The sequence below is a fragment of the Kitasatospora sp. NBC_01246 genome, from assembly GCF_036226505.1.
Classification (GTDB): domain Bacteria; phylum Actinomycetota; class Actinomycetes; order Streptomycetales; family Streptomycetaceae; genus Kitasatospora.
Genome location: NZ_CP108484.1, coordinates 3,648,351 through 3,672,548, shown reverse-complemented (window position 1 = coordinate 3,672,548; position 24,198 = coordinate 3,648,351). Strand labels below are relative to the sequence as shown.

Genomic DNA, 24,198 nt, shown 5'->3' with positions numbered 1-24,198 from the left:
GCTGGCGGGCCCGGACGGACGTCGGCCGACACAAGTGAATACCCGCGGGCACGGGCCGATACCGACGGTTGCCGACAGGCTGTCGGCAAAGTGTTGCGGGCGGGGTGCCGGGCGTGATGGGATGGGTGTCGCGGTTAGGTCTGCCTAACTAGGGAGGCGCCATGTCGAGCACCACCCCCGCCCCGGAGCGCGCGCCGCGCGGTACCGGGGCCGGAGAGCCCGCCCGCAGCGTCCAGGGCGCGCCGATGCGGGCCCTGCTGGCCGCGTGTGCGGCCGCGGAGGCGGTCTCCACTCCGCCGGAGCGCCGGGAGAGCGCGGCACGGGCCGAACCGGTGGCCGACACGCCCCGCGCGGCCTGACACTCGGCACCCGCCCCGAACCGGGGGCCGCACCCGAGCCGGATACCGCCTCGGGCCCGCCCCCCGCCCCGGCCTGCGGGTCGCGCGTCCTCAGGCGATCACGACGACCTTGGTGCCGCTCGGCGCGAAGTCCCAGAGCAGCTGCCCCTCCGCCCGACCGCTGCGGATCCCGCCGGTCTTGGTCTTCGGGTCGGCGGCGGGGGTGGCGCCGTCCACGGCCGCGCTGAAGCCGAACACCACGCCGTTCTGCTGGGCGAAGCGCACCACGTGCTCGATCTGCCGTCCGTCCGTGCCCGTGCTGGTGGCGGCCCGGCTGTACACCGGGTAGCTGCCGGGGGTCGGCTCCACCGATCCCGGGGTGACCGCGAAGGAGGCCACCACCTGCGGGTTCTTCTTGGGGTCGACCAGCCAGACGTAGTGGCTGCCGGCCGAGTAGACGACCCGCAGACCGGCCCCCGAGGTGGTCGGGAGCGCGGGGACGGTCGGGGTGGCCGAGGCGGTCGGGGTGGCCGACGCGGACGGTCCGCCGGACGAGGCGGTGGTGCTCGCGGTCGGCCCGGTGGCGCCTGCGCGGTCCTGTGCGCCGTTGGCCTGGAAGGCCAGCAGGCTCACCACCGCCAGGGCCCCCAGGGTCAGCCCCGTGACCACCACTCCAGGACCCATCTTCGCCACGTGTCGCTCCCACCGCCGTCCCAAAACCCGTCGGCCCCATCGTGCCAGGTCCGCTCGTTCCCGCCCGCACCCCGTAGGACGTGTGTTCCGAACCAGGACACCTTGTCGATCGGGCGGACCAGGACCGGAGGCGGTCCACGGCTCCGACCGGTCTAACCTTGACCCGTGCTGCTGCTCGCGTTCGACACCGCTACCCCCGCCGTCACCGCCGCCGTCCACGACGGCACGGCCGTCCTCGCCGAGACCGACCAGGTCGACGCCAGGCGCCACGGTGAACTGCTCCTCCCCGCCATCGACCGGGTGCTGCGGGAGGCCGGTGTCGACAAGCACCGGCTGACCGGCATCGCGGTGGGCGTCGGCCCCGGCCCCTACACGGGCCTGCGGGTCGGCCTGGTGACCGCCGCCGCGCTCGGCCACGCCCTGGGCGTCCCGGTGCACGGCGTCTGCACCCTGGACGCGATCGCCCACCGGGCGCGCGCCGAGGGCCTCGCCGGGCAGCCGTTCACGGTGGCCACCGACGCGCGCCGCAAGGAGGTCTACTGGGCCTCGTACGACGCGGACGGCCGTCGCGCCGAGGGCCCCGCCGTGGACCGCCCGGCCGAGCTGACGCCGCGGCCGCGGGCCGTCGGCGCCGGTGCGCTGCTGTACCCGGAGGCCTTCCCCGGCGCGCACGGGCCCGAGCACGTCTCGGCCGGCGCGCTGGCCGACTTCGCCGCCGCCGAGCTGGCCGCCGGGCGCGAGCTGCTGCCCAACGTGCCGCTGTACCTGCGCCGCCCGGACGCCCAGGTGCCCGCCGGCTACAAGGCGGTGCTCCCGGCGTGACCGGCCCGAACGGCGCGCACGGCCCGAACGGCGCGCACGGCCCCGACGGACCGGGCCACGGCACCACGCTGCGCCCGATGCGCTGGTGGGACATCGCGCCGGTGATGGAGCTGGAGCTGGCGCTCTTCCCCGAGGACGCCTGGTCGACCGGGATGTACTGGTCCGAGCTGGCCGAGGCCCATCGCGGCGGCACCCGCCACTACACCGTGGCCACCACCCCGGACGGCGCGATCGTCGGCTACGCCGGGCTGATGGCGGTGGCCGGCGAGGGCGATGTGCAGACCATCGCCGTCGACACGCGGCACCAGGGCACCGGCCTCGGCGCGCTGCTGCTCACCGACCTGATCCGGGAGGCCGCCCGGCGCGACTGCGCGGAACTGCTGCTGGAGGTGCGGGTGGACAACCCGCGCGCCCAGCGGCTCTACGAGCGCTTCGGCTTCGAACCCGTCGGCATCCGGCGCAACTACTACCAGCCGGCCGGCATCGACGCGCTGGTGATGCGCCTCGACCACCCCAGTACTGACCCGAAGGACCTGAAGGAAGACCGCCATGGCTGACGAACCGCTCGTCCTCGGTATCGAGACCTCCTGCGACGAGACCGGCGTCGGCATCGTGCGCGGCACCACCCTGCTCGCCGACGCGGTGGCCTCCAGCGTCAACGACCACGCCCGGTTCGGCGGTGTGGTGCCCGAGATCGCCAGCCGCGCGCACCTGGAGGCGATGGTCCCGACCATCCAGCGCGCCCTGGACACCGCCGGCATCAAGGCGAGCGACCTCGACGGCATCGCCGTCACCGCGGGCCCCGGCCTGGCGGGTGCGCTGCTCGTCGGCGTGAGCGCCGCCAAGGCCTACGCCTGGGCGCTGGACAAGCCGCTCTACGGGGTCAACCACCTGGCCTCGCACATCTGCGTGGACCAGCTGGAGCACGGCCGCCTGCCCTCGCCGACGATGGCCCTGCTGGTCTCCGGCGGGCACTCCTCGCTGCTGCTCAGCGAGGACATCACCCGTGACGTCCGCCCGCTCGGCGCGACCATCGACGACGCGGCCGGCGAGGCCTTCGACAAGGTCGCCCGGGTGCTCGGCCTCGGCTTCCCCGGCGGTCCGGTGGTCGACCGCACCGCCCGTGAGGGCGACCCCAAGGCGATCGCCTTCCCCCGGGGCCTGAGCGGCCCGAAGGACCCGGCGTACGACTTCTCGTTCTCCGGCCTGAAGACCGCCGTCGCCCGCTGGGTGGAGGCCAAGCGCCGGGCCGGCGAGGAGGTGCCGATCGCGGACGTCGCGGCCTCGTTCCAGGAGGCGGTGACCGATGTGCTGACCCGCAAGGCGGTCAAGGCCTGCAAGGAGAACGGCGTCGACCACCTGATGATCGGCGGTGGCGTGGCGGCCAACTCCCGGCTGCGCGAGATGGCCCAGCAGCGCTGCGACAAGGCGGGCATCCGGCTGCGGGTGCCGCGTCCGGGCCTGTGCACCGACAACGGGGCGATGGTCGCCGCGCTGGGGTCCGAGATGGTCTGGCGCGACCGCGCGCCCTCGTCCTTCGACCTGTCGGCCGACTCCTCGCTGCCCGTCACCGAGGTGCACGTCCCGCACACGGACGTGCACGGCCAGGCGTACCAGGCGCTGGGCGGCGGTCGGTGACCACCACCGCCGCGATGTGGGAGGCGCGGGCCGCCGACGGCCGCGGGGCCGAGCTGTCGGCCTGGGTCCGCGAGGTCGCGCTGCCCGCGCTGCGCGGCTCGGCCGGTCTGGTCCGCGCCGAGCTGTTCGGTGCGCCGGGCGACCGGGTGCTGCTGATCACCTGGTGGACGGCGGAGCCGGTGCCCGTCCCCGAGCCGCCCGCCGCACTGATCGGCCGCCCGGTGCACCGCTGGTCCTTCGCCAGCGAGCACCTGGAGTCCAGCGAGCACCCGGAGTCCAGCGAGCACCCGGAGACCGGGGCGGGCCCGGAGACCTGCGCGAACCCGGCGTCCGGGCCGGACCCGGAGTAGCGAGCTGCCGGGCCTGTCCGGGAACCGAACGGCCGGCCACTACCGTGCATAGCTGAGAGCATGCTGGACGGTAGCTGGGAGCGCGGCGCGGTGGAGCGGTACGGGCGGGGCAGGACGAGGACGTACGCGGTGGGGGCGCTGGCGCTGCTGGCCGCCGCCACCGGCTGTGGCAGCGGCGGCACGGGCGCCGGGCCCGCGGCGACCGCCGCGACGACGCCGGCGGCCGGGCAGCGGCCGTCCGCCGCGGCGAGTCCGACTCCCACGGCGACGCCCGCCGCGGTGCCCGCCGCCGGGGACGCGGCGGCCTGGGCGAAGTGGAACCTCAAGCCGCTGCCGCCCGCCCCGCCGGCGCCGGCCGACAAGCCGGTCAAGCTCGAACGGACCGGCCCCGTACCGGTGTTCAGTGAGGTGAAGACCACCGACAAGGTCGTCTTCGTGACCATCGACGACGGCGCCGAGAAGGACCCGAAATTCGTCGAGATGCTGACCGACCTCAAGGTGCCGGTCTCGATGTTCCTGACCCGGGACATCGTCAAGGACGACTACGGCTACTTCAAGCCGCTCCAGGCGCTCGGCAACCACATCCACAACCACACCGTCGACCACGCCCAGATGAGCAAGGTCGCGCCGGAGAAGCAGAAGTCCGAGATCTGCGACGCCCAGTCCGCGCTGACCCAGCAGTACGGCACCGCGCCGCTGCTGTTCCGCCCGCCGTACGGGGACGGCGCCAACACTCCGGCGCTGAACACCTCGGTGCAGCAGTGCGGGCCGCGCGCGATCGTGCTCTGGCGCGAGTCGATGCAGATCCACGACATGCAGTACCAGGCGGCGGACAAGAAGCTGCGGCCCGGCGACATCGTCCTCGCCCACTTCCGGGGGCCCAAGGACCTCAAGGGCGAGACGATGACGCAGATGTTCGGGGAGCTGCTGGCCCGCATCCAGGAGCAGGGATTCGCGGTGGCCCGGCTGGAGGACTACATCCGGCCGCCCGCCGGCTGACCGGGAGTCCGCCTACGGGAGCGCCACCGGCCGGCCGAGCATCATCAGCGGGCCCTGGTCGGTGCGGCAGAGGATCACGGTGACGCTGTTCGGCCCGCTCGGCTTCAGCTGGCGGCGCAGCTCCTCCGGGGTGATCGCCATCCCCCGCTTCTTGATCACCACGGTGCCGACGGCCCGCTCGCGCAGCAGCGCCTTCAGCTTCTTGATGTGGAACGGCAGCACGTCGGTCAGCTCGAAGGCGTGCGCGTACGGGGTGGCGACCAGCCGGTCCGAGGTGAGGTAGGCGATCTTCGGGTCGATCAGCCGGCCGTGCACCCGCTCGGCCACCTCGGCGACCAGGTGGGCCCGGATCACCGCGCCGTCCGGCTCGTAGAGGTAGCGGCCTACCGGTCCGGCCGGCGGGTCGGGCAGGTCGCCGCCGGTCAGCGAGCCGCCGTGCGGCAGCAGGGTGGCGCGGTGCGGGCGGTCGGCCCCGGTGCCGAACCAGAGCACCGCCTCCTTGACGTCGCCGTGGTCGGAGACCCACTCGGCCTCCGCGTCGCCCGGCACGGCCGTGTGCGGGATGCCGGGGGCCACCTTGAGCGCGCCGATCGGGGTGCGCCGGCCGGCCTCGATCGCCCAGGACAGCGGCGGGGCGTACGCCTCGGGGTCGAACACCCGGCCGCGCGAGGTGCGGCGGGCCGGGTCGGTGAAGACCGCGTCGTAGCCGGTGACGTCGACGTCGGCGACGTCCGCGCAGCGCACCTCGACCAGGTCCGCCAGGCCCAGTGCGGCGGCGTTGGCGGCGGTGGCCGCGCAGGCCGCCGGGTCCCGGTCCACGGCGAGCACCTCGATCCCGGCCCGGGCCAGCGCGAGGACGTCGCCGCCGATCCCGCAGCAGAGGTCGGCCAGCCGCCGCACGCCCAGCTCGGCGAAGCGCCGTGCCCGCCACTCGGCGACGCTGCGCCGGGTGGACTGCTCGACGCCGTTGGGCGTGAAGTACATCAGGTCGGCGTCCGCGCCGAACTTCGCCCGCGCCCGCTGCCGCAGCCGGGCCTGCCCGAACGCTGCCGAGACCAGCTCCGCCGAGTGCTCCCGGCGCAGCCTGGTCGCCAGCGCCAGCTCCTCCTCGGGCGCGAACTCGCGCAGCTCGGCGAGCAGGGACTGCCCCTCGGGGGTCAGCAGGGGCTGCAGGTTCTCGGTCTCCACCCGCTCATTCTCCCCGGTCGGCGCGCCGGGCCGCCCGGGGCCGGCCCGCCCGGGGCGGACGGGACGGACCGGACCGGGGCGGAGGGGCGCGCGCACTGGTGGAGTGGGCCCTGATCGGACGCACACGCGTGCGGATCATCGGCGGCGTCGTACGGGAGTGCGGCCCGGCAGCCGCCCGCGAGAACCGTTTCGGGCGCGCCGTTGGCACTCTGGTTGACTGAGTGCTAACCGCGGCCTATGGTCGTCCTTGGCACTCACCACCAGGAGAGTGCTAACGCGAAGAAGCGTGTCTGACCCCCGCGACGGCAGGCCCGTAGGTTCGCCACTACCCGTTAGACAACCCCGTAATCTCCGAAGGGGAGCTCGGACGTGACCACCAGCAGCAAGGTTGCCATCAAGCCGCTCGAGGACCGCATCGTGGTCCAGCCGCTCGACGCCGAGACCACCACGGCCTCCGGCCTGGTTATCCCGGACACCGCCAAGGAGAAGCCCCAGGAGGGCGTCGTCCTGGCTGTCGGCCCGGGCCGCTTCGAGGACGGCCAGCGTCTGCCGCTCGACGTCGCCGTCGGTGACATCGTCCTGTACTCGAAGTACGGCGGCACCGAGGTGAAGTACCAGGGCGAGGAGTACCTCGTCCTCTCGGCGCGCGACGTTCTCGCCATCATCGAGAAGTAAGCAGCACCGAGAAGTAAGACGTTCCAGCCCGCCCCGGATCCGTGTCCCAGTGACAGGGGCCCGGGGCGTGGTTGTTGGTTCACGTAGTCCGGTGGCCGGCGTGCCGGTCGCAGCCCCGAGGGAATAGGGAACATGGCGAAGATCCTGCAGTTCGACGAGGACGCCCGCCGCTCGCTGGAGCGCGGTGTCAACAAGCTGGCCGACACCGTCAAGGTGACCATCGGCCCCAAGGGCCGCAACGTCGTCATCGACAAGAAGTTCGGTGCGCCGACCATCACCAATGACGGTGTCACCATCGCCCGTGAGGTCGAGCTCGACGACCCGTACGAGAACCTTGGCGCGCAGCTCGTCAAGGAGGTCGCCACCAAGACCAACGACGTCGCGGGCGACGGCACCACCACCGCCACCGTGCTGGCCCAGGCCCTGGTCAACGAGGGTCTGCGCAACGTCGCCGCGGGCGCCGGCCCGGCCGCCCTGAAGAAGGGCATCGACAAGGCCGTCGCCGCGGTCTCCGAGCACCTGCTGTCCATCGCCCGCGAGATCGAGGGCAAGGACGACGTCGCCGCCGTCGCGTCCCTCTCCGCGCAGGACACCCAGGTCGGCGAGCTCATCGCCGAGGCGATCGACAAGGTCGGCAAGGACGGTGTCATCACCGTCGAGGAGTCCAACACCTTCGGCGTGGAGCTGGACTTCACCGAGGGCATGCAGTTCGACAAGGGTTACCTGTCGCCGTACTTCGTCACCGACGCGGAGCGGCAGGAGGCGGTCCTGGAGGACCCGTACATCCTGATCAACCAGGGCAAGATCTCCTCCATCCAGGAGCTGCTCCCGCTGCTGGAGAAGATCCTGCAGGGCGGTGCCTCGAAGCCGCTGCTGATCATCGCCGAGGACGTCGACGGCGAGGCGCTGTCCACCCTCGTGGTGAACAAGATCCGCGGCACCTTCAACGCGGTCGCCGTCAAGGCCCCGGGCTTCGGTGACCGCCGCAAGGCGATCCTGGGCGACCTGGCCACCCTGACCGGTGCCACCGTCATCTCCGAGGAGGTCGGCCTCAAGCTCGACCAGGCCGGTCTGGACGTGCTGGGCACCGCCCGCCGCGTGACCATCACCAAGGACGAGACCACCGTCGTCGACGGCGCCGGTGACAGCGAGGCCGTCGCCGGCCGCGTCGCCCAGATCAAGGGCGAGATCGCCAACACGGACTCCGACTGGGACCGCGAGAAGCTGCAGGAGCGCCTGGCCAAGCTGGCCGGCGGCGTCTGCGTCATCAAGGTCGGCGCCGCCACCGAGGTGGAGCTGAAGGAGCGCAAGCACCGCCTGGAGGACGCCATCTCGGCGACCCGTGCCGCGGTCGAGGAGGGCATCGTCGCCGGCGGTGGCGCCTCCCTCGTCCACGCCGCCAAGGTGCTGGAGGGCGGCCTGGGCCTGTCGGGCGACGAGGCGACCGGTGTCGCGGTCGTCCGCAAGGCGCTCGCCGAGCCGCTGCGCTGGATCGCCCAGAACGCCGGCCTCGAGGGCTACGTCATCACCCACAAGGTCGCCGAGCTGGAGGCCGGTCACGGCTTCAACGCCGCCACCGGTGAGTACGGCGACCTGCTGAAGGCCGGCGTCATCGACCCGGTCAAGGTCACCCGCTCCGCGCTGGAGAACGCCGCGTCGATCGCCTCCCTGCTGCTCACCACCGAGACCCTCGTGGTGGAGAAGAAGGAAGAGGAGGCCGACAACGGCCACTCGCACGGCGGCCACGGCCACTCCCACTGACGCCTGATCAGTGACCGCAGGCCCGGTCCGCGCCCCTCGGGGTACGGGCCGGGCCTGCGGCGTGTGGGGCGTTTGACTCTTCAACTATCAGTTGAATTTTGCATAAAGCAAAGATTGCCTTATAACTGAGGCATGATCGAGGCCCGCCACCTGCGCGTTCTGCGTGCCGTCGCCCGCACCGGCTCCTTCTCCGCCGCCGCCCGTGAGCTGGGCTGTACGCAGCCCGCCATCAGCCAGCAGATGAAGGCCCTGGAGAAGTCCGTCGACACCCCGCTGGTGGTCCGTTCGGGGCGCGGCATGCAGCTGAGCGAGGCCGGGCGGGTGCTCCTCAAGCATGCCACCGGCATCCTGGCCGGGCTCTCCGCCGCCGAGGAGGAGGTCGCGGCGATCGCCGGACTGCGGGCCGGACGGGTGCGGCTGGTCTCCTTCCCCACCGCGAGTTCCACCCTGGTGCCGCCGGCCGTCGCCCGGCTGCGGGACAGCCATCCGGGGGTGCGCGTGTCGCTGGTCGAGGCCGAACCGCCGGAGTCGCTGGCGATGCTGCGCGGCGGCGAGTGCGAGATCGCGCTGGCCTTCAGGTATCCGCAGGCCCCCGGCGGCGCGCCGACGCCCCTTCCGGCGTCCGCCCCCGGGCACGGCACGCCGCGCGAGGCGCGGGCCGAGGCCAATCTGGAGGCCCAGCAGCTCAGCGCCACCACCGACTGGTCCGACCTGGTGGTCACCCCGCTGCTCGACGACCCGATGGTCGGCCTGCTGCCCGCCGCGCACCCGCTGTCGGGGCGCGGCGACGGGCGCGAGCCGGTGGAACTCGCCGAACTGGCGGGGGAGCAGTGGATCGCGGGCTGCCCGCAGTGCCGGGGGCACCTGGTGGAACTCTGCGCGGGGGCGGGCTTCGAGCCCCGGATCGACTTCGCGACCGACGACTACCCGGCGGTGGTCGGCCTGGTGGCGGCCGGGCTCGGGGTGGCGGTGCTGCCGGGGCTGGCGCTGGAGTCGGTGCGCCCCGACGGCGTGTCGGCGGTGCCGGTGCGGACCGCCTCGGGGGCGCCGGCGGTGCGGCAGGTGGTCGCCCTGACCCTGCCGGACCTCGCCGAGGTGCCGGCGGTGGCGCTGATGCTGGAGCGGCTGGCGGGCGCGGCGGCCGGGCGCTGACCGGGCGTTCGCCCGGGCGCACCGGCGGCTCGAAGCGCCATGAAGAAACGTTTCTTCATGGCGCGGAGCGGGTGCGTGCCTAGCGCGGCAGCCCCGTCGGCGCGACCAGCGGTACTTCCACGAGGCGGTTGCGCGAGCGGCCCATCATCTCCTCGCGCTCATCCTCGGTCAGGCCTCCCCAGACGCCGTACGGCTCGCGGACGGCCAGTGCGTGCGCCGCGCATTCGGTGCGTACCGGGCAGCGCATGCAGACCTCCTTGGCGCTCGCCTCACGCGAACTCCGCGCGGCGCCGCGTTCCCCTTCGGGGTGGAAGAAGAGCGAGCTGTCCACGCCGCGGCAGGCCGCGGAGAGCTGCCAGTCCCAGAGATCGGCGTTGGGGCCGGGGAGGCGGGAGAAATCTGCCATGGCTCATTCCCTTCAGAGGCTCGCGGCCGCGGACCGGCCATCGGCGGGCGGGGCTGCACGGCACGGCGAGGCATCGATGCGCTGGTGTGGACACCTGGAAATATGACTTACGGCAACTCCATGGACAAGTCACCCACAGAGTGGCACAACAGTCAATGACCATACAAAAGCTATAAAAACGGGCAAAGTGGGCATGGAGTTCGGCGGGCGCAGACGTGGCAATCGGGTGGCCGACGGGCGCGCGACGATCCGTACCGGTGTGCGGGTGGTGCGCCCACCGCGCGCGAGCTGCACAAAAGAGCGGCGTGTGCACCGCGAGGTAGCTGATCGGTAACGGGTTGGCCACGTACAGTGGTGGAGATGGCCCTGAAAGCCGTAACTCATTCGAGTGACGGTCGTTGGAAGTGCGGAGGCGGTTAGCGGGCGCCGGACGTCGGGAACGATCGCGGGGAAGTTCAGGCGATCGGCACGGAGTCCGTCGCCAATCGGCCGTGTCGGAGAGATTCGTACCAGCCAGGAGGCTCAACGTGACGCGGATCAGCTGCGGAGGACGACGGTCATGACTTCCGTTCTCGTTTGCGACGATTCCCCGCTCGCCCGCGAGGCGCTTCGCCGCGCGGTCGCGACCGTACCCGGCGTCGACCGGGTCACCACCGCGACGAACGGGGAGGAGGTCCTCCGCCGCTGGGTGGCCGACCGCTCCGATCTCGTTCTGATGGACGTCCGGATGCCCGGCCTCGGCGGGGTCGAGACGGTCCGGCGGCTGCTGTCCGCCGACCCGGGCGCGCGGATCATCATGCTCACCGTCGCCGAGGACCTCGACGGCGTCGCCCTCGCGGTGGCCGCCGGTGCCCGCGGGTACCTGCACAAGGACGCCTCGCGCGCCGAGCTGCGGGCGACCGTCACCCAGGCCCTCGCCGACCCGACCTGGCGGCTCGCCCCGCGCCGGCTGCGCAGCCCCGACATGGGCGCCGCGCCGACGCTGACGGCGCGTGAGATCCAGGTGCTGGAGGGCATGAGCCACGGCCGCAGCAACGCCGAGATCGGCCGCGAGCTCTTCCTCTCCGAGGACACCGTGAAGACCCACGCCCGACGGCTGTTCAAGAAGCTCGGCGCCTCGGACCGCGCGCACGCGGTGGCCCTGGGCTTCCGGTGGGGCCTGGTCCGCTGACCACCGCCGGCTCCGCCGGCTGCGGCGCGCTCGTCGCGGTTCCCCCCGCAGGGGCGTGTGACGTTACGGTCCCGAGGTTGCACCATGGAGGTGTGGAGCACCTCGGGGACCAGCGGACAGGCACTGCGGCGAACCACGGAGCCGCAGCGCATTCGGCGGACGGCGCGACGGACGGGACCACCGACGGCAGCGGGGCGGGAGGTGGCACGGTGCAGGAGGGGCCGGTGGTGCGCGACGGCGCGGTGCCCGGCGTCGCACCGCATAACGTTCCGGTGCACAACTCCGGACGCGGTGCCGCGTTTTCCCGTTCGACCAGGCACCATGGACCGATGCGTGACGACGTTGCCGGTACTCCCGGCGAGGCTGACCCGGTGGAGGCCGAGCCCTCCGGTCCGGGCCGCGGTCCGTCGTACGCGGATCTCGGTGGCGGCGAGCCGGACCACGGCTCCGGCCAGGGCCCCGAACACGGTCCCGACGACATCGGCCCCGGCCGCCCCCCGGTGCTCGGCACCGGCAGCTCCCCGTTGGTCGGCGAGCTGGTCGCGGCCGCCGTCCGGGGCGAGGGCCCGGCGATCGACGCGCTGCTCGCCTACGTCCACCCGCTGGCACTGCGCTACTGCCGCGGCCGGCTGGTCCGGCTGCCGGGCGGGGCCCGGCACCACGTGGACGACGTCGCCCAGGAGGTCTGCGTCGCGGTGCTCTGCGCCCTGCCGCGCTACCGGGACCAGGGCCGCCCGTTCGAGGCCTTCGTCTACGGCATCGCCGCGCACAAGATCGCCGATCTGCAGCGGGCCGCGATGCGCGGCCCCGGCTCGACGGTCGTCCCGCAGGACGACCTGCCGGAGGTGCCGGACGAGGCGCTCGGCCCCGAGGAGCGGGCGCTGCTCAGCAGCGACGCGGCCTGGGCCAAGGAGCTGCTCTCCAACCTGCCGGCCCGTCAGCGTGAGCTGGTGCTGCTGCGGGTGGCCGCCGGGCTGTCGGCGGAGGAGACCGGCGAGATGCTCGGGATGTCGCCGGGCGCGGTCCGGGTCGCCCAGCACCGGGCGCTCAGCCGGCTGCGGGCGCTCGCGGAGGAGTCCTCCTGATCGTCCGCCCTGGTGGGGGGCCGGAATGGCCCATGGGCGGTCGGTGTTGTCAAGGGCACACGAGGACACATTCGCGGTGCCAGTACCATGGGGTATCGGCGCCTGGGCGGGTCGCCAAAGTTCCGTGGGTGCGAGCGGGGTTTCCCTGGAGGTTCCTCCAATGGCACCGAGCTTTCGGCGGCCTGAGCGAGTGAGCGATGGAGTGCGCCCCCACCCTCAGGGCGCGAGCGGATTAGGCCGGCCACGGAAGGTACCCCCAAATGTCCTACAACGCCGCAGGCGTACCCGAGAAGTTCGCGATGCTCGGGCTCACGTACGACGACGTGCTGCTGCTGCCCGGGGCCTCCGAGGTGCTGCCGAACCAGGTCGACACCTCCTCGCGGGTCTCCCGGAACGTGCGCGTCAACATCCCGCTGCTGTCCGCGGCGATGGACAAGGTCACCGAGGCGCGGATGGCGATCGCGATGGCCCGGCAGGGCGGCGTCGGCGTCCTGCACCGCAACCTCTCGGTCGAGGACCAGGCCAACCAGGTCGACCTGGTGAAGCGCTCCGAGTCCGGCATGGTCACCGACCCGATCACGGTCGGCCCGGAGACCACCCTGGCCGAGGCGGACGCGCTCTGCGCCAAGTTCCGGATCAGCGGCGTGCCGATCGCGGACGAGTCGGGTCGGCTCCTCGGCATCGTCACCAACCGTGACATGGCCTTCGAGTCGGACCGCACCCGCCAGGTCCGCGAGATCATGACCCCGATGCCGCTGATCACCGGCAAGGTCGGCATCTCCGGTGAGGACGCGATCGGGCTGCTGCGCCGGCACAAGATCGAGAAGCTCCCGCTGGTCGACGACGAGGGCCGGATCAAGGGCCTGATCACCGTCAAGGACTTCGTCAAGGCCGAGAAGTACCCGAACGCCGCCAAGGACGCCGAGGGCCGGCTGCTGGTCGGTGCCGCCGTCGGCGCCAGCGCCGAGGCGTTCGACCGGGCCCAGGCCCTGGTCGAGGCCGGCGCGGACTTCCTGGTCGTGGACACCTCGCACGGCCACAGCCACAACGCGCTGGCCTGGATCGCCAAGATCAAGGCCGCCGTCGGCATCGACGTGGTCGGCGGCAACGTCGCCACCCGTGACGGCGCCCAGGCGCTGATCGACGCCGGCGTGGACGGCGTCAAGGTCGGCGTCGGCCCCGGCTCCATCTGCACCACCCGCGTGGTCGCCGGCATCGGCGTCCCGCAGGTCACCGCCATCTACGAGGCCGCGGTCGCGTGCCAGGCGGCCGGCGTGCCGGTGATCGGTGACGGCGGCCTGCAGTACTCCGGCGACATCGGCAAGGCGCTCGCCGCCGGTGCCGACACCGTGATGCTGGGCTCGCTGCTGGCCGGCTGCGAGGAGTCCCCGGGCGAGCTGCTGTTCATCAACGGCAAGCAGTTCAAGTCCTACCGCGGCATGGGTTCGCTGGGCGCCATGCAGTCCCGCGGCCAGGGCCGCTCGTACTCCAAGGACCGCTACTTCCAGGCCGAGGTGGCCTCGGACGACAAGCTCGTCCCCGAGGGCATCGAGGGCCAGGTGCCCTACCGCGGGCCGCTGTCCGCGGTGCTGCACCAGCTGGTCGGCGGCCTGCGCCAGACCATGGGCTACGTCGGTGCGGCCACCATCGCCGAGATGGAGAGCAAGGGCCGGTTCGTCCGGATCACCTCGGCGGGTCTCAAGGAGAGCCACCCGCACGACATCCAGATGACCGTCGAGGCACCGAACTACACCAGCCGCTGACACCGCCCGACACCGAGGGACCCACCGCCACCCGGCGGTGGGTCCCTCGCGCTTGTCCGGGGTGCGGACCGGTGCCGTAGGGGCGCGCCCCGCTGCTGCCTGCCCGAGCCCCGGCCGACCCGACCCGCCCCGAGTCGAAGGGGCGCGCCGGTGCCGAAAGGGAGAAGCGAGGACGACCCGGCCCGCCCCGAGTCGAAGGGGCGCGCCGGTGCCGAAAGGGAGGAGCGAGGACGACCCGGCCCGGCCCGAGCCGAAGGGGCGCGCCGGTGCAGAAGGGAGGAGCGAGGACGACCGAGGTACGAGGGCGTTGGAGTGACGAGTGTCGGCGCCGGGTCGAGCGCCCCGGAGGCGAGCGGGCGAAGATGCGGGGGGCGTTGGAGTGACGAGTGTCGGCGCTTGGGTCGAGCGCCCCGGAGGCGAGCGGGCGAAGATGCGGGGGGCGTTGGAGCGACGAGTGTCGGCGCCGGGTCGAGCGCCCCGGAGGCGAGCGCGCGACTAGCACGGTGTGCGGGATACTGGGGGCGGCCGGGGTGACCCGGCGGGTATGAGCAACAAACCAGAAGGGCTCGAACGAAGTGACTGAGATCGAGATCGGGCGAGGCAAGCGCGGCCGCCGGGCGTACGCATTCGACGACATCGCCGTCGTCCCCAGCCGCCGCACCCGGGACCCGAAGGAGGTCTCGATCGCCTGGCAGATCGATGCCTACCGCTTCGACCTGCCGTTCCTGGCCGCCCCGATGGACAGCGTGGTCTCCCCGCAGCAGGCCATCGCGATCGGCCGCCTCGGCGGTCTGGGCGTGCTCAACCTGGAAGGCCTCTGGACCCGCTACGAGGACCCGCAGCCGCTGCTGGACGAGATCGCCACGTTCACCGACGAGGCCGCCGCCACCCGCCGCCTGCAGGAGATCTACGCCGCGCCGATCCAGGCCGACCTGATCAAGCAGCGGATCCAGGAGGTCCGCGACTCCGGCGTGGTCACCGCCGCCGCGCTCTCCCCGCAGCGCACCGCCGAGTTCTCGAAGGCCGTCGTGGACGCCGGTGTCGACGTCTTCGTCATCCGGGGCACCACCGTCTCCGCGGAGCACGTCTCCAGCGGCGCCGAGCCGCTGAACCTCAAGCAGTTCATCTACGAGCTGGACGTCCCGGTCATCGTCGGCGGCTGCGCCACCTACACGGCCGCGCTGCACCTGATGCGCACCGGTGCGGCCGGCGTGCTGGTCGGCTTCGGCGGCGGCGCCGCCCACACCACCCGTGGCGTCCTCGGCATCCAGGTGCCGATGGCCACCGCCGTCGCCGACGTCGCGGCCGCCCGCCGCGACTACATGGACGAGTCCGGCGGCCGCTACGTGCACGTGATCGCGGACGGTGGGGTCGGCTACAGCGGCGACATCCCCAAGGCCGTCGCCTGCGGCGCCGACGCGGTGATGATCGGCGCGGCACTGGCCCGCGCCACGGACGCCCCGGGCAAGGGCTTCCACTGGGGCATGGAGGCCGTCCACGAGGAGCTGCCGCGCGGCAAGCGGGTCAACCTCGGCACCGTCGGCACCACCGAGGAGATCCTCACCGGTCCGTCGCACACCCCCGACGGCACCATGAACCTGTTCGGCGCGCTGCGCCGCGCGATGGCCACCACCGGCTACACGGAGCTCAAGGAGTTCCAGCGGGTCGAGGTGACGGTCAACCCGGCGCTCAACCACCGCTGAGCCGCCCCGCTGTGCGGGAGGCCCCCGCCGGACGCGTTCCGGCGGGGGCCTCCCGCGTTCAGTCCCGGGCGGCCGCGCGGCGGGTGAGCAGGAAGCCGCCGATCAGCGCGATGCCGTAGAAGACGGCGTCCAGCGGGTGGCGGTCGGCGCGCCAGTGGGCGAGGGCGTCCCGGAGCAGCGCGTCGTACGCACCGGTCGGCCCGGGCAGCCGGCGGGCCTCGCCGATCAGCTGGCCGAGGAAGAGCGCGCCGGCGGCGAGCAGCGCGCCCAGCGGGGGCAGGGCGTGGCCGCGGCCGCCGAGCCGGCCGAGCGGCAGGGCGACGGCGGCGGCCGGGGCGATGGCCAGCCAGCCGACGGTGCTCGCCGCCCGCGCCGGGGCGAGACCGTAGGCCAGCGCGCCGGCCAGCATCGCGGCGACGGCGAGGGCGATCGCGACGGTGGTGCGGCCGCCCCGGCGGCCCCGGCGCCGCCGGCCCTGCGGGGCGGGCTCGGGCGCGGGGGCGGGGTGGTAACCGGCCACCGGGGCCCCGGGCATGCCCGGGGCGACATAGCCCTCGGGGGTCTCCGGTTCCGGTGCGACGGAGTAGTGCGTGGCCGTACGCGGCCGGTCCGACCGGCCGTCAGTGCCCGGTGCGGGTGCGGTCATGGGCGTCGAATCCCCCCGGGAAAGACGGTGAGCTGCCGAACGCTAGCAGCGCCCGGGGGCGGCCGGACAGAGTTTTCGATCACAGATCGGGCACGGAGCGCCGGGGCCGTTCCGGTCCGTCACCAGGCTGGCCGGGGGCCGGGTGGTCGCGGGCCCTCGGGACAGGGGATGATGGAGGCTTGGCGTTCGGGCCCGCGCCGGGCCGACGCGCCGTCACCTCGACCGCCAGCAGCACATGGGGGAACGTTCCGAATGACCCAGGCGCAGGGCTCCACCGGCCGCCTCCTGGCCGGACGCTACCGGCTGGACGCGGTGCTCGGGCGCGGCGGCATGGGCACCGTGTGGCGTGCCGAGGACGAGATGCTGGGCCGGATCGTCGCGGTCAAGGAACTGCGGATGAACGGCAGCGTCGACGAGGACGAGAAGCACCGGCTGATCGTCCGGACACTGCGCGAGGCCAAGGCCACCGCCCGGATCCGGCACAGCTCGGCCGTCACCGTCTTCGACGTCGTCGAGGAGGACGACCGGCCGTGGATCGTCATGGAGCTGGTGGAGTCCCGCTCGCTGGCGGACGTGATCAAGGAGGACGGGCCGCTGTCGCCCGGCCGGGCCGCCGAGATCGCGCTGGACGTGCTGGGGGTGCTCGTCGCCGCGCACGCGCACGGCATCCTGCACCGTGACGTGAAGCCGTCCAACGTGCTGATCGGCGAGGACGGCCGGGTGGTGCTCACCGACTTCGGCATCGCCAGCGTGGAGGGCGACGCCTCGGTGACCTCGACCGGCATGCTGGTCGGCGCGCCCTCGTACATATCCCCGGAGCGGGCCCGCGGGCAGAAGCCCGGGCCGCCGGCCGACCTCTGGTCGCTGGGCGGCACGCTGTACGCGATGGTCGAGGGCCGGCCGCCGTACGACCGGGGTTCGGCGCTCGCCACCCTGACGGCGGTGATGACGGAGGAGCTCGGCACGCCGTTCAACGCCGGGCCGCTGCGGCCGGTCATCGAGGGGCTGCTGGCGAAGGACCCGGCCGAGCGGCTGGACGCCTCGCAGACCCGCTCGCTGCTCAAGCGGGTGGTGGCCGACGCGACCACCCGGGCGGAGTCGACCACCGAGCACGCGATGCCGGTGAAGGCGGCCGCCGGGGAGCCCGCGGCCGACGAAGCCGGGGGAGGCGACTCCGAGGGCGGCGCCACGGCGAAGCCGACGGGCGGGGAGACCCCCCGGCGCACGATCGGCGGGCTGCTCGGCACCGTCCGGGTGGGCAGCCGGGCCAAGGACGCCGAGCCCGCCGAGGGCACCGCGAAGCCCGCCGCCGGGGCCGCCGCCGCGCCCGCGGCGGAGCCGATCCGGCCGGTGACCAGCGAGTGGACCCTCGGGGCGACCCAGGCGGCCGGCGCCGATCCGCGCAAGGGCCGGCGGCGGCTCGCCGTGGTGACCGTCGTGGTGGTGCTGCTGCTGATCGCCGGGGCGGTGGCGATGGTCCGGGCCTTCGGCGACGCCGACGGTGGCGCGGCCAACGGCGCGGGCGCCACCTCCCCGGCCGCCGTGACCGGTTCCTCTGCACCCGACACTCCGGCGGCCGCCACCGCGGGGCCCGGCAGCGCCGCGCCGGGTACGCCGGCGCCGGGGGCACCGGCCGCGACGACCCCGGCGGGGAGCGGGGCGGCTCCGGCCGAGACCACTCCGGCCGCCGCGCCCGCGACCCAGCCCGCCGCCGTGCCGCCCGCCCCGGCGGCTCCCGGCGCGGCGGTACCCGCCGGGTACCACGAGTACAAGGACCCGACCGGCTTCTCGATCGTCCTGCCGGACTGGCTGCAGCCCGCCGGCTCGGAGTCCATCCGCCGGGTCTTCAAGGGCAACGGCAGCACCCTGAAGATCGAGTGGACCACCACCCCGGGCCCGAGCGCGGTCGCCGACTGGCAGGAGTCCGAGCCGGGGCTGCGCGCCCAGGTCAGCAACTACCAGCGGGTGCAGCTGCAGGCCATCACCTACCGGGACTGGGCCAACTCCGCCGACTGGGAGTGGACCAACGGCACGCCCAGGATGCACTCGCTCAACCGGGGCTTCGTGACCGGCACTCCGGCCAAGTACGGGTACTCGATCTACTGGATCACCCCGGACGCGGACTGGGGCACGCCGGCGAGCGTGCAGGCCCGTCAGGTCGCCTTCGACACCTTCCAGCCCGCACCGTAGGCGGCTCCGCCGGCCGGGCCCGAGGCCGGGCCCGGCCGGCGGTGGTCAGCCGATCAGGCGCTGCTTGGCGCGGCTGAACTCCTCGTCGGTGAGCGCCCCCGCGGTGTGCAGGGCGGCCAGCCGCTCCAACTGGTCCAGCAGCTCGGTGCCGGAGGCGGCCGGCGCGACGGCCGGGGTGCCGGCGGGTGCGGCCGGGGCCTTCGCCGCGGCCTCGCGGACCAGCCGGGCGGTGGCCCGGATCTGCTCGGCGAACACCTCGGCCTTGACCACGTCCTCGAAGCGGTGCGAGCCGGTGAGCGCGACCACCAGCAGCACCTCGCCGTTGAGCCTGCTCCGGTTGACGGTCGCGTCCGTCACCGCGGAGAGCGGAACCGGGACGGGCGGCTTGCCGTCCTTCAGGAAGAGCAGCCGCTGGGTGGTGAGGACCAGTACGCCCTTGCGGAAGTGGTCGGGGTGGCGCCCGGCCGTGGAGGCGACCGGCTTCTCGTCGGGCACGACGTTCGCCTCGACGGTGCGCAGGGCCTCGGCCCGATTGTCACGGTTGCTGTTGCCGGCCACGTCGAAGGCCGCGTCGATCAGATCGGTCCAGTCCATGGAACGAGCGTAATGCGGTCGTCGACGCGGCCCCGTTGGGCCGGTCGCCGCGCACCCGGCGAGGTTCGGCCGGTCAGGGCCTAGGCTGGGCGGTGAGCGAGAGGAACACCCATGCGAGCGGGTCCGGGTCAGGTACTGGCGGGGCGTTACCGACTGACGGACCGTCCGGAGGCGCTGCGGGCACTCGCGGTGGACGAGCGGACGGGAGCCACCGTCCTGCTGCGCGCGCTGGAGCTTCCCGCGCTGCTGACGAGCGGTCACGACCCGGACGATCCGGACGGCCCGATGCCCGAGCAGAGCGAGCGGCTGGTCCGCCGGGTGGCCGAGGTCGGTTCGGCCGCGCCCGTGCACCCGAGGCTGCTGCAGGGCGTCGGCGCGTTCGTCGAGGGTGACCTGCTCCGGACGGTCGAGGAGTGGCCGGCCGGGGTGCTGCTGGCCGACCTGGCCGCCGCCGGACCGGTCGCGCCGTACCGGGCGGCCGAGTTGGCGGCGGACCTGGCCGGCGCGCTGCGGGCGCTGCACGAGGCCGGGCTCACGCACGGCAACCTGACCGCCGAGTCCGTCCTGGTCTGCGAGGACGGTGCGGCCCTGCTGGGCGGGCTGCTCCCGGGGGTGGCGGAGGAGGCGCTGGCGGAGGAGCTGGGCGGGCCCGGCGGCCGCCGCCGCTACGAGGTCCGGGCCACCCTGGTCGGTGCGGTGGCGGAGCGCTGGCCGCTGGACGGCGGCCCGGCCGGGGACTGCTGGGCGCTCGGCGTGCTGCTGCACCGGCTGGTGACGGGCCGCTCGCCGTACCCCGACCAGGGGGTGCCCGAGTTGGTGACCGCGGTGCGCGACGGCCGGCGGGAGCCGTCGACGGTCTGCGGGCCGCTGGCGCCACTGGTCGAGCGGCTGCTGCAGCCCGATCCGGCGCTGCGGCCGGGGGCGGAGGGGATCCGGCGGGAGCTGGCGGACCTGCTGGCGGGTGCCCCGGAGCCGGTCGACGAGGAGCGCGCGGCCCGGGCGCTCGAACTCCGGCCGGAGGGACCGCTGGTACCGCTGAACCCGCGCCGGCGCGGCCGCGGCGCCCCGCGCCCGGAGGCGGCGCCCGACGCCGGTCCGCCACCCGCCCGGAAGCCGTTGCTGCCACCCGCCCTGCTGGGCCCGGTCCTGGTCGGCGGGGTGTTCCTGCTGCTGGTGCTCGGGGTGGCCGCCGTGGTGATGTTCGCAGGCTGACGGTGCCCGCCCGGCCGCCCCCGTCCCTCCTGCGGCCGGGGGAGGTTACCGGGGGCCGGGCGGTGCGCCTAGGGTGTGCCGTGAGAGCTGTTCGAAATGTGGTCTGTACCGGGCCCTCCGTCGCGGTGACGGCAGGTGGAGGAGGGGGAGCGGTCGCCGATGGGCGTGCAGGACCGGCCGGGGACGGCCGAGGGTGAGCGGCTGCTGGCCGGGCGCTACGAGCTGGGCGACCGGCTCGGCCGGGGCGGCATGGGCACGGTCTGGCGGGCCTGGGACCGGATGCTGGACCGCGAGGTCGCGGTCAAGGAGCTGACCGTCAGCCACCTCCCCGAGGAGGAGCTGCAGATCCTGAACGCCCGGATGAAGCGCGAGGCCAGCGCCGCCGCCCGGATCAAGCACCCCGGCGTGATCACCGTCCACGACGTGCTGGAGCAGGACGGCAAGCCGTGGATCGTGATGGAGCTGGTCGACGGCCGCTCACTGGCCGATGTGATCAGCCAGGACGGCACCCTCTCGCCGCGCGCCGCCGCCGAGGTCGGCGGCCAGGTGCTGGCCGCGCTGCACCGCGGGCACCAGCTGGGCGTGCTGCACCGGGACGTGAAGCCGGCCAACGTGCTGCTGGAGCGCGGCACCGGGCGGGTGGTGCTGCTGGACTTCGGCATCGCGACCTTCGAGGGCTCGACCGAGCTGACCCGGCCGGGCGACCTGGTCGGCTCGCCGGACTACCTGGCGCCGGAGCGCGCTCAGGGCGAGCGGCCGGGCCCGGCCTCCGACCTGTGGGGCCTCGGGGCGACGCTGTACGCGGCCGTGGAGGGCGACTCGCCGTTCCGCCGGACCTCGCCGCTGACCACGCTGGCCGCGGTGGTCGGCGAGCCGCTGCCGGAGCCGCGGCGGGCCGGGGCGCTGGGGCCGGTGCTGGCCGCGCTGATGGCCAAGGACCCGGCCGAGCGGCCGAGCGCGGACGAGGCGGCCCGGATGCTGGCCGAGGTGAAGGCCGGGCACACCATGGGCTTCAAGCCCGTCGCGCCGGTCAAGACGCCCACCCAGTCGGTGCCGGTGGTCGACCGCACCGACGCGCCGGCCGGGCCGGTCCCGGCCGTCGACTCCGAGGGGCCGACCACGCCGCAGCCGCCGGTATACGCCGCGGTGGACGCCGAGCGGCCGGGTACGGGGCCGCTGGGGCCCGCCGGACCGGCCGTGCTGTCCGGGGCGCACGCCGCCACGCCCATGTCGGGGGCGCACGCCGCCACGCCCATGTCGGGAGCGCACGCCGCCACCCCCATGTCGGGAGCGCACGCCGCCACCCCCATGTCGGGAGCGCACGCCGCCACGCCCACGCCGGGAGCGCACTCCGTTTCGCCCGCGCGTGGCCCGGCGAGGCGCCGGGCCGTGCTGCGGGTCGTCGCGATCGCCCTGACCGTCGCGGTGGTGGCCGCCGGGGCGACCTTCCTCGCGACCCGTGACCGGGGAGCCCCGGAGCCCGGTCCCTCCCCGACCGCCACCGGCTCCGGGACGCCGCAGCCCACCGCGTCCGGCGACACCGATCCCCCGCCCACCGGCTACCGCTGGGTGGACGACCCGGCGGGCTTCCGGTTCCCGCTGCCGGTGGCCACCCCGGCCTGGCAGCGCAGCACCGACACCGCGAACCAGATCTTCTACAGCCCGGACAACAAGACCCACTACCTCCAGTTCGCCGTCACCGTCGGCCAGTCGGTCAAGCCGCTGGAGCACCTGCGGCAGATGGAGACCACGGTCTCGAAGCTGAAGGAGTACCGCCAGCACAAGCTGACCAGCGTCCTGGTGAACGGCCACGACGCGGCGGTCTGGGAGTTCAGCTACGCGGCCAAGGAGGGCGGCCGGCGGCGGGCGATAGAGGCGGAGTTCATCGACCGCGACGGGACGGGCTACGCCATCTACCTCTCCAGCCCGGACACGGACAAGGACTGGCCGGAGGGGGAGCAGCGGTTCAACGCGGTGCTCAAGGACTTCACGCCCACCCGCTGAGCCGTCGCCCCACCGGGTCGGCGGGCTCCCGGCCGCGCCGCGGCGCGCCGACATTCTTGTTACCGACGGGTACCGAACCGGCCGCCGAGCGCCTAGGCTGCGCCCCATGACGGACCTCACAGCAGATGCCACGGTCTCCGAGCAGCCCGGCGCCGGCGCCGCGGACCGCAACCCCGCCGCCCCCGGCGGCGGCCGTACCGTCGCCGCGGCCGTTCCGCCCTCCCTGGTCACCCGCCTCGCCGCCGGGGTCACCGCGGCGGGCGAGCCGGACCTGGTGGAGACCGTCGCCCCGCTGACCGGTGAGCCGCTGGCCGCCCTGCCGCGCTCGACCCCGGCCGACGTCGAGGTCGCCTACGAGCTGGCCCGGCGCGCCCAGCCGGTCTGGGCCGCGCTGCCGGTCCGCCGCCGCGCCGCCGTCCTGCTGCGCTTCCACGACCTGCTGCTCAAGCGCCAGGACGAGGTCCTGGACCTCATCCAGGCGGAGACCGGCAAGGCCCGGCTGCACGCCTTCGAGGAGGTGCTGGCCGTCGCCATGGCGGCCCGGCACTACGGGCGCGCCGCGCACGGGTACCTGCGCGACAAGCGGCACGGCGGGGCGCTGCCGGTGCTCACCCGGGCGGTCGAGGCCCGCCGCGCCAAGGGCGTGATCGGGCACATCTCGCCCTGGAACTACCCGCTGGAGCTGTCCATCGGCGACGCGCTGCCCGCCTTCGTGGCGGGCAACGCGGTGGTCAACAAGCCGGACACGCAGACCGCGCTGACCGCGCTCTGGGCCCGCGAGCTGCTGATCGAGGCCGGGCTGCCGGCCGACCTCTGGCAGATCGTGATCGGTGACGGCCCGGTGGTCGGACCGGCCGTCGTCGAGCACGCCGACTACGTCTCGTTCACCGGCTCCACCCGCACCGGCCGCGAGGTCGCCCAGCGCGCCGCCGCCCGGCTGGTCGGCGCTTCGCTCGAACTCGGCGGCAAGAACGCCATGCTGGTGCTCGCCGACGCCGACCTCGACCGGGCCGCCGAGGGCGCCGTCCGGGCCTGCTTCTCCTCCGCCGGCCAGCTCTGCATCTCGATCGAGCGGCTGCTGGTGCACCGCTCGGTGGCCGACGCGTTCCTGGCGAAGTTCGCCGCGCGCACCCGTGCGCTGCGGCTCGGCGGCGGCCTCGCCTACGGCGCGGACATGGGGTCGCTGGTCTCGGTGCGCCAGCTGGACGCCACCACCCGGCACGTGGAGGAGGCGGTCAAGGCCGGCGCCACGGTGGTGGCCGGCGGCCGCGCCCGGCCGGACCTCGGCCCGTTCTTCCACGAGCCGACCATCCTGGACGGGGTCACCCCGGAGATGGCGGTCTGCTCCGAGGAGACCTTCGGCCCGGTGGTCTCGGTGTACCGCTTCGACACCGAGGACGAGGCGGTGGCCATCGCCAACTCCACGCCGTACGGGCTCAACTCCAGCGTCTGGACGAAGGACGGCCGGCGCGGCCGGGCGATCGCGGCGCGGCTGCGTACCGGCACGGTCAACGTCAACGAGGGCTACGCGGCGGCGTACGGCTCGGTCGGCTCGCCGATGGGCGGGATGGGCGAGTCCGGGCTCGGCCGGCGGCACGGTGCCGAGGGCATCCTGCGGTTCACCGAGGCGCAGACCATCGCCAGCCAGCGGGTGATGCCGCTCGCGCCCGCCTTCGGCCTGGACGACCGGCAGTTCGCCGCGGTGTTCACCGGCGGGCTGCGGGTCCTGAAGGCGCTGCGGTTCAAGTAGTCCCCTCCGGTCCGGCCCGAGGGCCGGACCGACCGGCGGAGCCGCCCGGCCCGGGCGC

At 74.1% G+C, this 24,198-nt stretch carries 22 protein-coding genes; 17 read left to right on the top strand and 5 right to left on the bottom strand.

Features of this window, described 5'->3' with window-relative positions; all coding sequences use genetic code 11:
- Positions 1-161: 161 nt before the first annotated feature.
- The gene (locus tag OG618_RS15975; protein ID WP_329488094.1) at positions 162-359 is read left to right on the top strand and encodes a hypothetical protein; all 198 of its coding nucleotides are present in this window, start codon (positions 162-164) and stop codon (positions 357-359) included.
- A 90-nt stretch (positions 360-449) separates the two neighbouring features.
- On the opposite strand, the gene OG618_RS15970 is transcribed toward OG618_RS15975, so the two are convergent.
- Entirely contained in the window at positions 450-1,022 is a 573-nt protein-coding gene (locus tag OG618_RS15970; RefSeq protein WP_329492136.1) for a hypothetical protein, read from the bottom strand.
- Between the two features lie 174 nt (positions 1,023-1,196).
- On the opposite strand from OG618_RS15970, the gene tsaB reads away from it, so the two are divergent.
- From tsaB to OG618_RS15945, 5 genes are all read left to right on the top strand, one after another.
- A complete protein-coding gene (tsaB, locus tag OG618_RS15965; protein ID WP_329488092.1) occupies positions 1,197-1,853 on the top strand; it encodes a tRNA (adenosine(37)-N6)-threonylcarbamoyltransferase complex dimerization subunit type 1 TsaB in 657 nt (218 codons plus the stop codon).
- Between the two features lie 77 nt (positions 1,854-1,930).
- Positions 1,931-2,410 (top strand): ribosomal protein S18-alanine N-acetyltransferase, encoded by a 480-nt coding sequence (rimI, locus tag OG618_RS15960; RefSeq protein WP_329492135.1) that lies wholly within the window; start codon positions 1,931-1,933, stop codon positions 2,408-2,410.
- The gene (tsaD, locus tag OG618_RS15955) at positions 2,403-3,491 is read left to right on the top strand and encodes a tRNA (adenosine(37)-N6)-threonylcarbamoyltransferase complex transferase subunit TsaD (RefSeq protein ID WP_329488090.1); all 1,089 of its coding nucleotides are present in this window, start codon (positions 2,403-2,405) and stop codon (positions 3,489-3,491) included. Before rimI ends, tsaD begins: the two co-directional genes overlap by 8 nt.
- Complete coding sequence (locus OG618_RS15950) at positions 3,488-3,841, top strand: hypothetical protein (protein WP_329488089.1); 354 nt, start codon at positions 3,488-3,490, stop codon at positions 3,839-3,841. The genes tsaD and OG618_RS15950 overlap by 4 nt, the downstream gene beginning before the upstream one ends.
- A 60-nt stretch (positions 3,842-3,901) precedes the next feature.
- Positions 3,902-4,840: a polysaccharide deacetylase family protein gene (locus tag OG618_RS15945; protein ID WP_329488088.1), complete on the top strand. Its 939-nt coding sequence runs from the start codon at positions 3,902-3,904 to the stop codon at positions 4,838-4,840.
- A gap of 12 nt (positions 4,841-4,852) precedes the next feature.
- Here the strand turns inward: OG618_RS15945 and OG618_RS15940 are convergent, their stop codons facing one another.
- Positions 4,853-6,028, bottom strand: a complete 1,176-nt coding sequence (locus tag OG618_RS15940; protein ID WP_329488087.1) for a class I SAM-dependent methyltransferase — start codon at positions 6,026-6,028, stop codon at positions 4,853-4,855.
- Positions 6,029-6,397: 369 nt separating this feature from the next.
- On the opposite strand from OG618_RS15940, the gene groES reads away from it, so the two are divergent.
- From groES to OG618_RS15925, 3 genes are all read left to right on the top strand, one after another.
- Positions 6,398-6,703 (top strand): co-chaperone GroES, encoded by a 306-nt coding sequence (gene groES, locus OG618_RS15935; RefSeq protein ID WP_014136232.1) that lies wholly within the window; start codon positions 6,398-6,400, stop codon positions 6,701-6,703.
- 132 nt (positions 6,704-6,835) lie between these two features.
- Positions 6,836-8,464, top strand: coding sequence for a chaperonin GroEL (groL, locus tag OG618_RS15930; protein ID WP_329488086.1), 1,629 nt, complete (start codon positions 6,836-6,838; stop codon positions 8,462-8,464).
- 132 nt (positions 8,465-8,596) lie between these two features.
- Entirely contained in the window at positions 8,597-9,616 is a 1,020-nt protein-coding gene (locus OG618_RS15925) for a LysR family transcriptional regulator (protein ID WP_329488085.1), read from the top strand.
- 79 nt (positions 9,617-9,695) lie between these two features.
- Here the strand turns inward: OG618_RS15925 and OG618_RS15920 are convergent, their stop codons facing one another.
- The gene (locus OG618_RS15920; protein WP_329488083.1) at positions 9,696-10,022 is read right to left on the bottom strand and encodes a WhiB family transcriptional regulator; all 327 of its coding nucleotides are present in this window, start codon (positions 10,020-10,022) and stop codon (positions 9,696-9,698) included.
- 559 nt (positions 10,023-10,581) lie between these two features.
- On the opposite strand from OG618_RS15920, the gene OG618_RS15915 reads away from it, so the two are divergent.
- From OG618_RS15915 to OG618_RS15900, 4 genes are all read left to right on the top strand, one after another.
- A complete protein-coding gene (locus OG618_RS15915) occupies positions 10,582-11,193 on the top strand; it encodes a response regulator transcription factor (RefSeq protein WP_014136228.1) in 612 nt (203 codons plus the stop codon).
- Positions 11,194-11,693: 500 nt separating this feature from the next.
- Positions 11,694-12,278: an RNA polymerase sigma factor ShbA gene (gene shbA / locus OG618_RS15910; protein ID WP_329492134.1), complete on the top strand. Its 585-nt coding sequence runs from the start codon at positions 11,694-11,696 to the stop codon at positions 12,276-12,278.
- A gap of 260 nt (positions 12,279-12,538) precedes the next feature.
- Positions 12,539-14,041: an IMP dehydrogenase gene (gene guaB / locus OG618_RS15905; RefSeq protein ID WP_329488081.1), complete on the top strand. Its 1,503-nt coding sequence runs from the start codon at positions 12,539-12,541 to the stop codon at positions 14,039-14,041.
- A gap of 575 nt (positions 14,042-14,616) precedes the next feature.
- Positions 14,617-15,744 (top strand): GuaB3 family IMP dehydrogenase-related protein, encoded by a 1,128-nt coding sequence (locus OG618_RS15900; RefSeq protein ID WP_329488079.1) that lies wholly within the window; start codon positions 14,617-14,619, stop codon positions 15,742-15,744.
- 58 nt (positions 15,745-15,802) lie between these two features.
- Here the strand turns inward: OG618_RS15900 and OG618_RS15895 are convergent, their stop codons facing one another.
- Positions 15,803-16,390 (bottom strand): hypothetical protein, encoded by a 588-nt coding sequence (locus OG618_RS15895; protein ID WP_329488078.1) that lies wholly within the window; start codon positions 16,388-16,390, stop codon positions 15,803-15,805.
- Between the two features lie 252 nt (positions 16,391-16,642).
- Between OG618_RS15895 and OG618_RS15890 the strand changes: the two genes are divergently transcribed.
- A complete protein-coding gene (locus OG618_RS15890; protein WP_329488077.1) occupies positions 16,643-18,580 on the top strand; it encodes a serine/threonine-protein kinase in 1,938 nt (645 codons plus the stop codon).
- A 45-nt stretch (positions 18,581-18,625) separates the two neighbouring features.
- On the opposite strand, the gene OG618_RS15885 is transcribed toward OG618_RS15890, so the two are convergent.
- The gene (locus tag OG618_RS15885; RefSeq protein WP_329488075.1) at positions 18,626-19,174 is read right to left on the bottom strand and encodes an SHOCT domain-containing protein; all 549 of its coding nucleotides are present in this window, start codon (positions 19,172-19,174) and stop codon (positions 18,626-18,628) included.
- Between the two features lie 111 nt (positions 19,175-19,285).
- Between OG618_RS15885 and OG618_RS15880 the strand changes: the two genes are divergently transcribed.
- From OG618_RS15880 to OG618_RS15870, 3 genes are all read left to right on the top strand, one after another.
- Positions 19,286-20,386 (top strand): protein kinase, encoded by a 1,101-nt coding sequence (locus tag OG618_RS15880; RefSeq protein WP_329488073.1) that lies wholly within the window; start codon positions 19,286-19,288, stop codon positions 20,384-20,386.
- Between the two features lie 159 nt (positions 20,387-20,545).
- Entirely contained in the window at positions 20,546-22,390 is a 1,845-nt protein-coding gene (locus OG618_RS15875; protein ID WP_329488072.1) for a serine/threonine-protein kinase, read from the top strand.
- A gap of 106 nt (positions 22,391-22,496) precedes the next feature.
- Positions 22,497-24,140, top strand: a complete 1,644-nt coding sequence (locus OG618_RS15870; RefSeq protein ID WP_329488071.1) for a succinic semialdehyde dehydrogenase — start codon at positions 22,497-22,499, stop codon at positions 24,138-24,140.
- Positions 24,141-24,198 lie beyond the last annotated feature (58 nt).